Origin of the sequence: Allorhizobium sp. Av2 (assembly GCF_021462805.2) — a bacterium.
GTDB lineage: Bacteria > Pseudomonadota > Alphaproteobacteria > Rhizobiales > Rhizobiaceae > Allorhizobium > Allorhizobium vitis_G.
The window spans coordinates 617600-631697 of the sequence record NZ_CP192697.1 but is presented as its reverse complement, the minus strand read 5'-3'; the positions used below and the strand labels follow the sequence as shown (position 1 = coordinate 631697).

At 56.8% G+C, this 14098-nt stretch carries 13 protein-coding genes; all 13 read right to left on the bottom strand.

The annotated features are described in order from the left end of the window. Positions 1-41: 41 nt before the first annotated feature. Complete coding sequence (locus tag FS819_RS20775) at positions 42-857, bottom strand: alpha/beta hydrolase (protein ID WP_156547465.1); 816 nt, start codon at positions 855-857, stop codon at positions 42-44. Continuing rightward, positions 854-1735 (bottom strand): fatty acid desaturase family protein, encoded by an 882-nt coding sequence (locus FS819_RS20770; protein ID WP_156547464.1) that lies wholly within the window; start codon positions 1733-1735, stop codon positions 854-856. Before FS819_RS20770 ends, FS819_RS20775 begins: the two co-directional genes overlap by 4 nt. After that, entirely contained in the window at positions 1732-2085 is a 354-nt protein-coding gene (locus FS819_RS20765; protein ID WP_156547463.1) for a DMT family transporter, read from the bottom strand. The genes FS819_RS20770 and FS819_RS20765 overlap by 4 nt, the downstream gene beginning before the upstream one ends. Next, a complete protein-coding gene (locus FS819_RS20760; RefSeq protein WP_234624455.1) occupies positions 2082-3035 on the bottom strand; it encodes an arginase family protein in 954 nt (317 codons plus the stop codon). Before FS819_RS20760 ends, FS819_RS20765 begins: the two co-directional genes overlap by 4 nt. 4 nt (positions 3036-3039) lie before the next feature. Beyond that, the gene (locus FS819_RS20755) at positions 3040-4452 is read right to left on the bottom strand and encodes an aspartate aminotransferase family protein (RefSeq protein ID WP_156547462.1); all 1413 of its coding nucleotides are present in this window, start codon (positions 4450-4452) and stop codon (positions 3040-3042) included. 13 nt (positions 4453-4465) lie between these two features. Then, entirely contained in the window at positions 4466-5170 is a 705-nt protein-coding gene (locus FS819_RS20750; protein ID WP_012653873.1) for an MtnX-like HAD-IB family phosphatase, read from the bottom strand. 178 nt (positions 5171-5348) lie between these two features. Continuing rightward, complete coding sequence (locus FS819_RS20745; RefSeq protein WP_234624456.1) at positions 5349-6731, bottom strand: sensor histidine kinase; 1383 nt, start codon at positions 6729-6731, stop codon at positions 5349-5351. A 3-nt stretch (positions 6732-6734) separates the two neighbouring features. Next, positions 6735-7391 (bottom strand): response regulator transcription factor, encoded by a 657-nt coding sequence (locus FS819_RS20740; protein ID WP_012653871.1) that lies wholly within the window; start codon positions 7389-7391, stop codon positions 6735-6737. 148 nt (positions 7392-7539) lie between these two features. Continuing rightward, on the bottom strand, positions 7540-8571 hold the full coding sequence (locus FS819_RS20735; RefSeq protein ID WP_156547461.1) for an ABC transporter ATP-binding protein: 1032 nt from the start codon (positions 8569-8571) through the stop codon (positions 7540-7542). Then, entirely contained in the window at positions 8568-9602 is a 1035-nt protein-coding gene (locus tag FS819_RS20730; RefSeq protein WP_234624457.1) for an ABC transporter ATP-binding protein, read from the bottom strand. The genes FS819_RS20735 and FS819_RS20730 overlap by 4 nt, the downstream gene beginning before the upstream one ends. An 8-nt stretch (positions 9603-9610) precedes the next feature. Further along, the gene (locus FS819_RS20725) at positions 9611-10750 is read right to left on the bottom strand and encodes an ABC transporter permease (RefSeq protein WP_156547459.1); all 1140 of its coding nucleotides are present in this window, start codon (positions 10748-10750) and stop codon (positions 9611-9613) included. A gap of 9 nt (positions 10751-10759) precedes the next feature. Further along, positions 10760-11746 carry an ABC transporter permease gene (locus FS819_RS20720; RefSeq protein WP_070165352.1) on the bottom strand — a complete coding sequence of 329 codons (987 nt, stop codon included), beginning with the start codon at positions 11744-11746 and terminating at the stop codon, positions 10760-10762. A gap of 218 nt (positions 11747-11964) precedes the next feature. Then, positions 11965-13866: an ABC transporter substrate-binding protein gene (locus tag FS819_RS20715; protein ID WP_156547458.1), complete on the bottom strand. Its 1902-nt coding sequence runs from the start codon at positions 13864-13866 to the stop codon at positions 11965-11967. Positions 13867-14098: the final 232 nt, after the last annotated feature.

The following is a 14098-nucleotide window of genomic DNA, read 5'->3' as shown; positions in this document are numbered from 1 at the left end:
CGTCTGGGGCCGCAGATTTCACCGCTATATTTTCGGACATGTTATGCTCGGTCCGGTACATAATGAGCCTCGAAAAAATCCGCAGTCAGATCAGCAACGTGCCGATGCTGGCGGTCCATATGGATCATGTGATAGCTGTCCCGTAGCCAATGCAGTTCGCGCGGCCCGCCGAGATGGGACGAGATATATTGCGCATGGCTTGGGCTGCTGACATCGTCCTCAAGCGAGTGAACGATCAGCGTCGGCGTCTGCATCAAAGGCAGCCGGGCTTTCAACACGCGCCCGAGCTTGTCCATTTCCACCAATCCCTTGCCGGGGAAGCTCTCCAGCATGCCGTCGCCATTCATGGCGGCAATCTTGTTGCGCAGCCGGTCGTCCTTAATGCCGAGCGAACGGGTTTCGTGAAACCTCAGCCGGTCCAGGAACGGAATCTTCGCCAGCCAGCGGATATTGCGGGCCATGAAATTGTAATGGCGGGGAATGTCCCAGCCATCGTAATGGAAACAGGGCGAGTAGATGGCCGCCGCCCGCAGCGTCAAAGGCTGACGATCCGCCGCCATCAGCGCCAGCTTTCCACCGGCGCAAATGCCAGCGGCAAAGGCTGCATCGACCCGTGAGGCCAGAACCTGACCGGCCTCCTCAACGCTCTCAAGCCAATCCTGCCAGCGCGTCTTGCGCAAGGCTGCTTCGTCCGTTCCATGGCCTGCCAGCAGCGGGGCATAAACCGAATATCCGCGCCGGTGCAATTGTCGGGCGACCAGCCGCATCTCCGCAGGCGCCCCGGTCAACCCGTGGACAAGGAGGATGCCGCTGCCATTGCTGCCTTCCTGAAAAAACGAGAGCGCATCGGTGCTCATCGCACGCCCTCGCCTGGCATGGTCTCTTTGGCCAGGTTCTCCTTGGCAATGAAGCCGAGCGCGTGGCAGGTGCTGATGACGTGTGTGCCAGCTTTTTCCTGCTCATCCTTGATCCGGTCATGCAGCAGCGGCAATTGCGTCCAATGGGTTTTGGGCCGGTAATGATGTTCGGCATGATAGCCGTTGCCGAACCACAGCCAGTTGTAGAAGCTCTTGTAACTGCTGACACCCCAGGCAATAGGCTCGTCCGGATCACCATGCAGATGCTCGTAGTAACCATTGAGGGAAGACAGGCAATTGCCGAGATAATAGAAGGGAACGAGAAACAGTGTCGCCTTCCAGTCATAGGCCAGGGCCGCCAGCGCGACGACAATGAAGGCGATCAGTTCGATCCGCCCCCACTTGGCTTCAAATGGCCGCTTGGCAGCGATAGCCCGATGGATTTCGCCCAGATCGTCACGAAAGAAACTGAGAAACGTGTAGGAAAACACGTTTTCCGGCTCGCCATTCTTGCCATGCTTGTAGATCGACAGCAGATCGACGGTCTTGCCGCTCTCATCCGGCCGGTCGCTATTGCCGGAATGATGGCGCATATGGACCCAGTGATAATAGGTCTGGGAAAAGCCAATGGTGATCGATTCCAGCAGGCTGAAGGCATAATTCATCCAGCGCGGCTTGAAATAGGGCGTGTGAATGAAATTGTGGGAAATGCTGTTGATGTTCCAGGAAATCGACAGCGCATAAATGCAGGCAAGGATGAAAGAGAGCCAGAGTGGCCGGCTCTCGAACCCGGCAATCAGATAGATATTGAAGGCCAGATGCAGCAATGCTGCGGCGACAGACACACTATCCCATTTCGAATAGGCAAAGAGTTTCATAGTCCTGTTGCTCCGACACAGACCACACCGGCAGTCACAAGCGCGACCCCGACGGCATGGCGAAGGTTGATGGATTCCTTGAAGATCACCGCACCGGCAATCGTGATGGTGGCATAGCTCATCGCCATGATCGGAAAGGCGATGGACAGCGAAACACTGGCCAGCACCCGGCTCCAGGCCAGCAGTTCGATCAGCCAAAAGCAGATCCCGGCCCAGACGACGGGCCGCAGGACCATCTGTCTGGCATCGCCCGCGCCCGCCCCTTTTTTGAAGCAGATCTCACGGCCTGTCTCCGTCAGGATGCAGAACAAGATCAGCGCCAACATCGACAGATCAAGCCCTTGTTTCATCGCATCTGCTCCCCGAACACATCCAGCAGCGCGAGATTGGCGGAGCTGTTAATGGTGCAGATCTGCGGACTGGGACATGTATGGCGGGGTTGATCAATCAGGATCTCGCCCTTTTTCAGCAATCGGGTCCAGAGAGTGCCGCTATAATCTGGACGGGAATAATCCCCCGTCACATCGGCACCGATAATCCGATAGCGCTCACCAATCGCGCTGATGATCGACAGGACATAGGGCATCTGCATTTGCCCCTGGTCCCAATTGGTCACCGCATCGCCCTGAACCAGAACATCCTTGTCCAGAGTGATGTAGACGCAGTCGGTCTGAATACTGGCCAGCAACCGGTCGATAAAATTCATTTCGCCGATCTCGGCGATGGTTTGCCAATAGAGGTCGCGGGCATGCTGCCTGTAGGATTGGCCGGAACCGTAACTGGCCTTCACCCGGCTAGGCGGATGTGCGTACGGGTAAAGCTCCAGCCGACCGCTGGTCAGCAGGTCAAGATTTGCACCCTTACGCTCCGGCGTCTCCAGATCATTGCTACAGACGCCGATGGTGATGACTTTATCGACCTGCGGATTGGCAAGGGTGCGGTTTACCCAGGAACCGCAATGCATACCGCCATCGAAATGCACCCAGTCCGGATGATTGTCGATATGAATGACCGTCACGCGCTCGCTGTGGCTTTCCAGGGCCTGATCGATCAGCAGCGATGTGACATGGTGAAAATCGCCCGACCCCATGAAACAGAGGCGCGGTTCGCCAGAACCCTGCCGTCCCGCTTGGCTGATCTTGCGCCACAGCGTGTCGAGCGCGGCTTGCCGCCCCCAGAGACGCACAGCCCTGCCGCTTTGCTGTTCGTTGAGTTCATGCGCGCCTGCCATTTTGCAGGTGCGCATGAACTCAGGCTGCAACTCCAGCGCGTCATCGAGGTGAAGAAGCAGGAGTTGCACGGCTCTATCTCCGTGCAGCGCGGGTCAGCAGCTGATCGAGCAGGGTGAGGGCCAGATCGATTTCGCTGTTGCTGATCATCAGGTTGGGAGCCAGCGTGATGACGTTCTTATGGTAGCCGCCGACATCGAGCACCAGACCATAGGTCTTGCCATCAACAACCATATCGCCCTTCATGCCCTCGTCCGACATCCAGTCAAGCGTTGCCTTGTCGGGGGTAAACCCGTCTTCCTTGCAGATTTCCATGCGGAGCGCGAGGCCGAGACCATCGACATCTCCGACGATGGCATGACGCTTTTCGAGAACCTTCAGGCCATCGAGGAAGCGGGCGCCTTTTTCCATGACGCTGGCGCCAAAATCACCCTCGCCGACCATTTTCATGGTTTCGAGTGCAACGGCGGTGCCCATCGGATTGCTGGCGAAGGTCGAATGGGTCGAGCCGGGCGGGAAAATCGTCGGATTGATCATTTCCTCGCGCGCCCAGATGCCGGACAGCGGATTGAGACCATTGGTAATGGCCTTGCCGAATACCAGAACATCAGGCGACACGCCGAAATGCTCGATCGACCAAAGCTTGCCGGTGCGGTAGACGCCCATCTGGATTTCATCGACGACCAACAGGATGCCGTGGTCATCAAGCACTTTCTTCAAACCGGTGAAGAAATTCATAGGCGGAATGACATAGCCGCCGGTGCCCTGGATCGGCTCGACATAGAAAGCGGCATATTCGGATTTACCAGCCTTGGGATCCCAGACACCGTTATATTCGCTTTCAAACAGGCGGGCGAATTTCTGTACGCAGACCTCACCATATTCCTCCTTCGACATGCCTTTCGGGCCGCGGAAGTGATAGGGAAACTCGATGAACTGAGCGCGGTCGCTGAAATGGCCGTAGCGGCGGCGGTAGCGATAGCTTGAGGTAATCGCGCTCGCGCCGAGCGTGCGGCCATGATAGCCGCCCTCAAAGGCGAACATCAGGCTTTTGCCACCGGTGAAATTGCGCACCAGCTTTAGCGAATCCTCGACAGCCTGCGAGCCGCCGACATTGAAATGGACGCGGCCTTTATGGCCGAATTTCTGTTCCGCATCGCGGGCAATCAGCGCGGCAAGCTCGACTTTTTCCCGGTGTAGATATTGGGACGCGACCTGCGGAAGCTGGTCGAGCTGACGATGGGCCGCATTGTTCAGCCGCTCGTTGCGATAGCCGAAATTGACGGCGGAATACCACATTTGCAGGTCGAGAAACGGCGTCTGGCTGGCATCGTAGACAAACGAGCCTTCACAACCTTCGAAGAATTTCGGCTTATCCGTATAATGGACGGTATCGCCATGAGAACAATAGAGGTTCTCGAGTTCTCTCAACTCGTCTTCTGAAGGCGAGACGACGGGCGGTTCGGCAATCTTGAACGTTGCACGCATATGCTTGTTTTCCCTAAGCTATTTTTGATGCAGGAACAGTGGTCACAGCAGCACCAGCCCCAATCGCCAGGGACTTGGTCTTCAAGGTCTTGAGTGCGGCTGTGATATCGGTGAAATCGCGGTAAGCGATGAAGGGGATCCGGTTTTCCTGGCAATGGACCGCCAGTTTGGATTTGGCGAAGATCAGCTTGGCGGCATGGCTGGAGACGCAGAAATCCGAGCGGCCATCGCCGATATAAATGTGATCCGCATCGCCGGAGCGGATGACATTGCATTTGCAGACACCCGATCCGGTGACGCAGTTTTGGCTGGCAAAGGGGTGGTCGAGGTCGAAAACCGTCGGGTTACCGCAGGAGGGCTCCAGCATGCGGTTGGCAACCACTTCGATATCGGTGATGCCGTGATGGCTAAGAACACGGCGAATGAAATAATCGACACCGTCGCTGACGATGGTCAGGCGGATATGGTTCTGGAGGCAGAACCGACGAAATTCAGGAAAGCCAGCGTCGATTTCGACCTCACCGAGAAACCGGTCGATCTCATGCCGATAGGCCTGAAGCAGACGGATCTGAGCCCGCATGCATTCAGCGGAGTTGATTTCTCCCGCTTCCCATTGTTGTTCGATATCGGTCCATTCAGGCAGGGCGAACCGCTCCAGGACGAGGTCAGTGACGTCCTGTTTCGATATCGTGCCGTCAAAATCGCAGAAAGCTTGCATGGTGGTTCCTTCAATCTGTGAAGGAACCCTAGAACCGCGAACTGAAAGCTGGATTAGACGAAAATGAAGTGAAACTTAAATGTCGATTTTTTTGCCAACCAGCCTTGGGGTGTCTTCGTTCACTTAAAAATTATGCTTTATAATCATTTATTTGCATCCTATGACTGCAACCCGCCGATCAAGCCGCAGTGAGCGTCCCCGCTGGCACCAGCAGGTCGATGCGCAAGCCATAGCCCCAGTCCGGCACACCCAGTTCGATATCAACCGAAAGGCGGCCCGCAATTGCCGCAGCAATGGCAAGACCAAGCCCGGTGCCCTCACGCTCTGTTGTTGGCAACCGGTAGAATTGCTGGAAAACCTTGTCACGATGCTGCACGGGAATGCCCGGGCCGCTGTCATTGACTGAAACACACCAGCAGGCCGCTTTCGAGGTAATCGTAACCTGGATTGCGCCAGCATCCGGGGAATATTTGATGGCATTGTCAACGATATTGTCGATCATCATTCGCAACAAGCTGCTGTCGGTGGCCACCAGTGCCTCTTCATCTCCAGAAAGTTCAACCTGCAAACGCCGTTCGTTGAAGACCGGACCGAAATCTGCCAGCACCTTGGCAACCAGATCGAACAGGTTGGTCTGTTGCAGGTTCAAGGGCTGATGACTAACGCGGGCCAGATTGAGCATCTGCTCGATCAGATGCATCGCCCGCTCATTGCTGGCGGTCAGATCCTTCATCAACGCCTGTCGCTCCTCCTCCGAATCCGACCGCTCGATCAATTGCAGCAGCAGCTTTATGCCAGCCTGCGGCGTGCGCAACTGATGGGCGGCGAGATCGGCAAAGCGGCGTTCAAGCGTCAGGGATATGCGCAGCTTTTCCATGAACTGATTGAGCGAGCCGACCAGCGGCACAAGATCGCGCGGCAGACCATCGGTGGAAATTGCCGAAAGATCGTCGGGCGTCCGTGACCTGATCTGCCGGACAAGCACCCGGATATGGTTGAGGCCATTATGAATGACGAACCACACAACAATGGCGATGGCCGGCACCAGGATCATCAATGGAAAGGACAGATTGAGAATGATATTGGCAACAAGCCCGTCGCGCAGCGCCATTTTCTCAGCCACTTCGATCGTGACTTCGGAATTGGGGATGGGCAGGGAATAGACCCGCCAAGCCTCGTTGTTGATCTTGAAATTGGAAAAGCCGCGCTTGAATTCCGGCACCGATTCCGGAAAGGAATTGCTGCTGACCATGACCAGATGGCCATTCTTCCAGGCCCGGAAGGCATGGGCGTCGGCGTAATCATCGGCATCTTCGTTCAGGGACAGTTGGTCGTCCATGTTGAAATCCAGATCCGGGATCTGGACGATCGGTTTGTCCGAATTCTTGGCCAGCGGATGGTTGAGCAGGACCCAAAGCGTATTGGCGTCGTTGATCAACTCCGCATCATAGATATTTTCAATCTCGCGGTCGGCGCTTCGATACGCAAAGGCGCCGACAAGCGCGATGGTAATGATCAGCGTCGGCAGAATTCTCAGGAACAGTCTTTGACTGAGTGTCACGTGTCACCGCTCGACCATATAGCCGACGCCTCTAATAGATTTGATGAAATCGGCGCCCAATTTTTTGCGCAGACTGTAGATCGTCACTTCTATCGTATTGCTCTCCACCATGGCCGAAATATCGTAGAGGGCGTATTCGATATCGCTTTTGGTGACGTAACGCCCGGCGCGCTCCATCAGCAGCTTGAGCAGATGAAACTCCTTACCAGCCACATGCAGGGGTGTGCCGTTCTGGCGGGCGATCATTGCGGAAGGGTCAAGCTCGACATTGCCGCAACGGATCAATGTCTCGGTGCGCCCTTCATACCGGCGAGCGAGCGCTCGAACACGGGCCAGAAGCTCGTCCAGATCGAAAGGCTTCACAAGATAATCGTCGGCCCCTTCATCCAGTCCCTCAACCCGCGAGCGAATACTGTCAAGCGCCGTCAGCAGCAGGACCGGAACCTTGTTGCCGCTGGCACGCAAAGTTCGAACCACCTCGAAACCACTGGCTTTCGGCAGGTTCACATCCAGAATAACAACAGCATAGTCATTATCCTGAATGGCAAGCAGCCCGGATTCGCCATCCCGCATCAGGTCCACGCCATAGGCGTGTTTCTCAAAGGCCTTCTTCAGGGAAGAGCCCAGAATGACATCATCTTCGACAACAAGAATCCGCAATGCCGATACTCTCACATATGCTTTGCCTAGCACAGAAACGTCCGCGCCAGGCCAATCACGCATTCTACTGCACAGTTTGCGCTGCAAATCGAGTCACATTTGCGCAAGGACCTGGATCAACGCAGGGGCATCGCCTTTCGTGAGCCTTTCAGCGAACGCCCGCCAGATCCAGTTCCGCGGCACGATGACAACGCACGGCATTGTCGCTGCCATCTAGCGCTTCCAGTTGCGGCTCCACCTGACGGCAGATATCGGTCGCATAGGGACAGCGGGGGTGAAAGACGCAGCCCGACGGCGGCTTGGCGGCATTGGGGATTTCGCCTTTGAGGATGATCCGCTTCTTGGCGGCGTTGGCACGGGGATCGGGCTGCGGCACAGAGGACAGCAAAGCCTCGGTATAGGGATGGCGTGGCTTGTCGAACAGGCTTGCCGTATCGGCAATTTCCACCAGCCTGCCCAGATACATGACGCCGACGCGGTTGGCGATATGCTCGACCATTGACAGGTCATGGGTGATGAACAGATAGGTCAGGCCGAACTGCTCCTGCAAGTCCTGCATCAGGTTGACGACCTGAGCTGCGACCGAAACATCCAGCGCCGAAACCGCTTCGTCGGCGGCGATGAAACTCGGATTGACGGCAAGCGCCCGGGCGATGCCGATGCGCTGGCGCTGGCCGCCGGAAAAGGCATGCGGATAACGGCTCATGAATTCAGGACGAAGACCAACGAGCTTCAACAACTCCGCCACCCGATCCTCGATTTCAGACCTCGCCACCTTCTTGTTGATCAGCGGCTCACCGATAATCTCCAGCAATCGCAGGCGCGGATTGAGCGATGAATAGGGGTCCTGAAAGATCATCTGGACCTCGTCGCGCAACTCGCGCATTTCGGCATTGCCCGCCTTGGCGATGTCGATCAGCGAACCATTGCGTCGGCGGAATGTCACCCTTCCTTCGGTGACAGGAAAGGCCCGCAGCAGCAGCCGGGCGACGGTGGATTTTCCCGAACCGCTTTCGCCGACCAATCCCAGGGTCTCTCCTTTGCGCAATTGAAAACTGACATTCTCCACCGCACGCACGGCGCCGGTCTGGCGTCCGAGAAAGCCGGAATGGATCGGAAAATGTTTCTTCAGATCGGCGACATCCATCAGGAGGTCCGGTGCCATGGATAGCTCCGTCATTGGGCGACACTCCCTGCTTGCATCGCTTCCGCGACAACATGACAACGGGCCATGCGCTCGTTATCAATCCGGGTGACGGGTGGGTAGATCCGTCGACAGTCGCCGTCCCTGGCAAGGCCGCATCGGGGGTGAAACACGCAGCCGTCAGGCAGATTGAAGGGATCGGGAATCATGCCAGGAATGGTGTTCAACCGGTGCTGTTTCGCAGCCCCAAGCCTTGGGATAGAATTGAGCAAGGCCCGTGTATAGGGGTGTTTCGGATCGTAGAAAATATCCTCGGTCCGGCCGGTTTCCACGACGTTGCCGAGATACATTACCGAGACCCGGTCAGCGATATCGGCGACCACCCCGAAATTATGGGTGATGAAGATGATCGACATGCCAAGCTCGGCCCTCAATTCCTTCAGCAAATCAAGGATCTGCGCTTCAGTGGTGACGTCAAGCGCCGTTGTCGGCTCGTCGGCAATCAACACCTGCGGACGGCAGGCGAGCGCTATGGCGATCATAGCGCGCTGGCGCATGCCGCCGGAAAGCTGGTGCGGATAGCTGCGCATCATCTCGTCGATACGCGGCAACCGAACCATATCGAGCACTTCCTTGGCGCGTTTTTCGGCATCCGCTTTGCTGCCCTGGCTGTGCAGCAGGATCGGCGTCATCACCTGATGGCCAATGGTGTGTACCGGCGACAATGCCGTCATCGGCTCCTGAAAGATCATGCCGATCCTGCCACCGCGCAGGGCGCGCATGTCGCGGCCATTGCGATCCAGCTTGGCGATGTCGGTCGTCTTGCCGGGAACCCCGTTGAACAGGATCTGGCCATCGGAAATCTTGCCGACCTTGGGCAGCAATTGCATGATGGCCCGCACCGTAATCGACTTTCCGGAGCCGCTTTCTCCGACGATGCCCAGGACTTCGCCCGGCATGAGTTTCAGGCTGACGCCATCGACAGCCTTGACCACACCTTCGCGGACCTGAAAGTGAACCTTGAGATTATCGATCTCGATAACGGGCTTTACGCTTTCTGCGGGCATGACGGCACTCATTTGCTATAGGGATCGGCTGCATCGCGCAGGCCATCGCCGAGAAAATTGAAGGCAAGGACGACGATGACGATGGCCGCCCCCGGCGCCAACAGCCAGGGCGCCTGCGAGATTGTCCGCAGGTTTTGCGCCTCTTGCAGCAACACGCCCCAGCTGACTACTGGCGGGCGCAGGCCAAGGCCAAGAAAGCTCAACGCCGTCTCCCCAAGGATCATGTCAGGTACGGAAAGCGTCAGCGCCGCGATGATATAACTGGTCATCGACGGCAGCATGTGTCGGGTGATGATCTTCGATTCCGACGTGCCGCAAAACCGGGCGGCCAGCACGAAGTCCTCATTCTTCACCGACAGGAAACGGCCCCGAACGGTGCGGGCCACATAGGTCCAGCCGATCAGCGACAACAGCAGCGTCACGAGAAAATACACAAACAGCGGGTCCCAGGTGATCGGCAGCGCTGCGGCGAGGCCCATCCACAAGGGTATGGTGGGAATACAGCGCAGAAACTCCATGCCCCGCTGGACGATGTTATCGGTGATCCCGCCGAAATAACCAGAAATCGATCCCAGCGTCAGGCCGAGAACAAAGCTGACGGCAACCCCGATCAACCCGACCGACAGCGAGATACGCCCGCCATAGATCAGCCGCGACAGCACATCGCGTCCCAGCGTATCGGTGCCGAGCAGGTTGATCTTGTCCTGCCCGGCAGCACCAAACAGACGCAGGTTCCCCTCAATCAGGCCCCAGAACCGATAGGTCTGTCCCTGAACGAAAAACCGGATCGGCACGATCTTCGACGTATCCGGCTTGTACATCGGCCTCAAGGTTACGGGATCACGGGTGCGGGTCGTCGCATAGACGAAGGGACCGTGGAAATTTCCCTCCTCGTCAAACAGATGCAGGGCCTGGGGCGGCAGCAATGTCGTGCGGGCATTGCCCTGGAATGCATCATAAGGTGCCGTGAATTCGGCTAGTCCCGTGATCAGATAGGCCAGGATGAGGATAATCCCCGAAACCATCGCCACCTTATGACGCTTGAAGCGCCACCACATCAATTGTCGGGGGCTGGCCTGGTAGAGCTTTTCCGCGCGCCCGGCTTCGGGCCGGGCTTCATCCATGTCGTTGAGCGTTACATTGGTCATGGTCTGCTCCTATCGGTAGCGGATGCGCGGATCGGAGACCGCCAGCAGGATATCGGACACGATGGTGCCGAGGATCGTGAAGACGCCGAGAATGAGGATGAAGCTTCCCGACAGATACATGTCCTGGCTTTGCAGCGCGCGCAGCAGCAGCGGTCCGGTGGTCGGCAGGTTCAAGACCACGGATGTGATAACATCGCCGGAAATTAGCGCTGGCAGCGCCCAGCCGATGGTGGAAATGAACGGGTTGAGCGCCACTCGCACTGGATAACGCCAGATGACGCTCCATTCCGTCAGGCCTTGCGCCATCGCGGTCTCTACATAGGGCTTGTTCAGCTCGTCCAGCATATTGGCGCGCACGATGCGGATCAGGCCAGCCGCACCGCTGGTCGAAAGCACCAGCAACGGTATCCACAAATGGCCGAGCATGTCGGCGACCTTGGCGATGCTCCAGGGCGCATCCTGCATCTGCGGTGAAAACAGCCCGCCGACATTCATGCCCATCCAGGAATAGGCCAGCCACATCAGGATCAGGGCCGAGAGAAACTCCGGGAACCCCCGACCGAGAAAGCCAAAAACAGTGAAGAAATAATCGAGAAACGAATATTGGCGCGCAGCTGCATAGACACCAATCGGGATGGCGATCACCCAGGTGAGCAACAGCGATGAAAAGGAGATTGCCAGCGTCAAGGCCAACCGGCCCCAGATCAGGTTGGAGACCGGCTGGTTATAGGTCAAGGAAGTGCCGAAATCACCGTGCAGAACGATATTGCCGATCCACTGCGAATATTGCTCATACATCGGACGGTCGAGGCCAAGCTGATGGCGCAACCGCTCCTCGGTGCCCTCAGGCGGGGTATCGCCATTCGCCCGCATTTCCGCGACAAGCGCTGTGGCATAATCGCCCGGCGGCAGCTGGATGACCGTGAAGGCAGCGATGGACACCAGAAACAGCATGGGAATGGCCCAGGCAAACCGGTTTAAGATATAGGATGTCATCACTTTCTCCCGACCATTCCGACGAAGTGTCATTGAAAATGACGCTTCGTATTCCTTCTGCAGACACCTTAAACCGCTGATAGATTTGAGATATGTGCATTCCCTTGCACGCGAGGATACTTGAGCATCGTCAAGCCCTGATAGGGCGTTTTCCGTCGCGTCCTCGCCCACAAGGAAATTTGCGGCGGCCTGCAAAGATGCAAGGCCGCCGTCATCGATCATTTCTTGAAGAACAGCTGCGCCGGAATGGCATTGCCTTCATTGCGCAGGGCTTCTTCGTTGGTCATCACATCGGGGAAATTGCCGATCTTGTTGTTGACGACGAAGGGCGTGACAGATTCGCCGACAAGACCGATCATCCAGACATTTTCCTTCATGACGTTGATCATGTCCTTCATATGCTGGTTGGCTTCATCCACGGTCTTGGAGCTTGACGCGGCAGTCCAGGCCGCAAACAGCTTGCGGATCGGGTGATCCTTCGGCGGCTCCGTGCCGCTCTTGCCAGCGGAATTGTACCATTCGAAATAGGCGTTGGCGTAGGATTCCCGGCCAAGCAGCAGGGTTGGATCAGCCTGCGGCATCAGCAGCCGGTCGGCATAGGCGGTGATGATATCGAAATTGCCAGATTTGATATGCTGCAGGCTGGCGGTTTCATCGACCGAACGGATCAGTCCTTCAATGCCAATCTGCTGCCAGCCCTGGCGGATCACCTCGACCATCTCAGGCGGAATATTCTCGTCAATCGTCTCGATCACCAGGCTGAGGCGCTTGCCATCCGGCCCGGTGCGGAACCCGTCGGCACCCTTTTTCAGGCCGATCTCGTCCAGCAACGTATTGGCGCGATCAATATCGAGACCGGTCCACTTGGTCTCGAATTCGGGGTCATAGTAAGGCGACCCCTTGGCTGGCGCAGCAGCTCTTGGCATGGCCAGACCAGAAAACACTGTCTCGTTGATGGCTTCGCGGTCAATCGAGATGCTCAACGCTTCGCGAAAGCGAATATCGTCAAATAGCTTGCGTTTCACCTCGTCGGTATCGTTGATATTGGGAATGATCGCCAGGTTTTCGCCGCTCTTCCAAGGATGAACAGTGTAATTTCCGGCCTGTTCGTTTTCCTTGAGCAGCGGATAATCGCGTGCCTCGACAAAGCGCGACTGGAAGTCGATCTGGCCCTGAACGATCATCAGGTTAACCGCCTGGTGGTCCTGGAAGAGCTTGGCTTCGATCCGGTCGATATACGGGAGTTGGTTGCCAGCCTTGTCGGTTGCCCAGTAATAAGGATTACGCTCGAAAACGATGGTGCTGGCCGGTGGCGGTGTCACGACCTTCCAGGCAGTCACGACAGGCAGATCCGGGTTCAACCACCATGCCTGGATCACGCCTTTCAGATCCCAGAGCGCCCGCCAGTTGGGAACACCCTTGGCCTTGACGATGGCGTCCAGCTCTGCCGGCGTGCTGTATTTCGGCAGGAATTTCTTCAGATAATGAGCCGGCTGAATAAAACTCGGCTTGTCGAGGCCCGGCCATCCCGTCGATTGAACCGCCAGAACATAAGGAAACAGCGCATAAGGCTGGGCAAAGCTGACCTTGAACGTATGCGCATCGACAATGTCGAGCTTCATCGGCTTGCCGCCGGAAAACAGAAAGCCGGGAGGGCTGGGATTGAGATCGGCATTGAGGAACAGATCCTCATACCAGAATTTCACATCTTCCGTGGTGACCGGCACGCCATCGGACCATTTCATGCCATCGAGCAGCGTGAAGGTAAATTCGGTTGAATCGGCATTGGCCGACCAGCTCTCGACAAAACGCTGCACCAGATCGACTTTGCCGTCAGACGATTGCTGCAACTTCAAGGCGCGCTCTTCGATCAGTTTGGTGGACCCCATGCGGTCACCGATGCCGCTATAGGCGCGCCGGAGCGTGCCGCCATAGGTGCCGATCTCGTTATAAACAGGAATGATAGCGGGCTTCTTGGGAAGGCGCTGTTCGACCGGCGGGAGCTTGCCCGCATCGACCTGGCTCTTCAGCATCGGCGCCTCGCCGAATGCATAGGCATTGGTCAGCGACAGCATGACGCCAAAGCCACCACCAACCCATTTCAAAACGCTTTTCTGCATCGAATTTTCCTCCTGATGGCCACCGGTGAACTCAAGCTTTGGTTCACGCAATTGCGCGGGCCGGTTTCACCTTGCTGTTCCCTTGCAGGTGAGACGGCGGATGATGGGAAATACAGCGCCGTGCGGTCACCACATCCACAAAATCGCTGTAGCATTTTCTTTTGCCTGCATAATTTCCCGCTCGAATCCTGAAAACCCGATGCAATCATGCAGTATGTCATCGTCTTGTCCG

Excerpts from the sequence above, each read along its gene's own strand:
- FS819_RS20775 (WP_156547465.1), bottom strand. The coding sequence starts at position 857 with ATGAGCACCGATGCGCTCTCGTTTTTTCAGGAAGGCAGCAATGGCAGC.
- FS819_RS20770 (WP_156547464.1), bottom strand. The coding sequence starts at position 1,735 with ATGAAACTCTTTGCCTATTCGAAATGGGATAGTGTGTCTGTCGCCGCA.
- FS819_RS20765 (WP_156547463.1), bottom strand. The coding sequence starts at position 2,085 with ATGAAACAAGGGCTTGATCTGTCGATGTTGGCGCTGATCTTGTTCTGC.
- FS819_RS20755 (WP_156547462.1), bottom strand. The coding sequence starts at position 4,452 with ATGCGTGCAACGTTCAAGATTGCCGAACCGCCCGTCGTCTCGCCTTCA.
- FS819_RS20750 (WP_012653873.1), bottom strand. The coding sequence starts at position 5,170 with ATGCAAGCTTTCTGCGATTTTGACGGCACGATATCGAAACAGGACGTC.
- FS819_RS20735 (WP_156547461.1), bottom strand. The coding sequence starts at position 8,571 with ATGACGGAGCTATCCATGGCACCGGACCTCCTGATGGATGTCGCCGAT.
- FS819_RS20730 (WP_234624457.1), bottom strand. The coding sequence starts at position 9,602 with ATGCCCGCAGAAAGCGTAAAGCCCGTTATCGAGATCGATAATCTCAAG.
- FS819_RS20725 (WP_156547459.1), bottom strand. The coding sequence starts at position 10,750 with ATGACCAATGTAACGCTCAACGACATGGATGAAGCCCGGCCCGAAGCC.
- FS819_RS20720 (WP_070165352.1), bottom strand. The coding sequence starts at position 11,746 with ATGACATCCTATATCTTAAACCGGTTTGCCTGGGCCATTCCCATGCTG.
- FS819_RS20715 (WP_156547458.1), bottom strand. The coding sequence starts at position 13,866 with ATGCAGAAAAGCGTTTTGAAATGGGTTGGTGGTGGCTTTGGCGTCATG.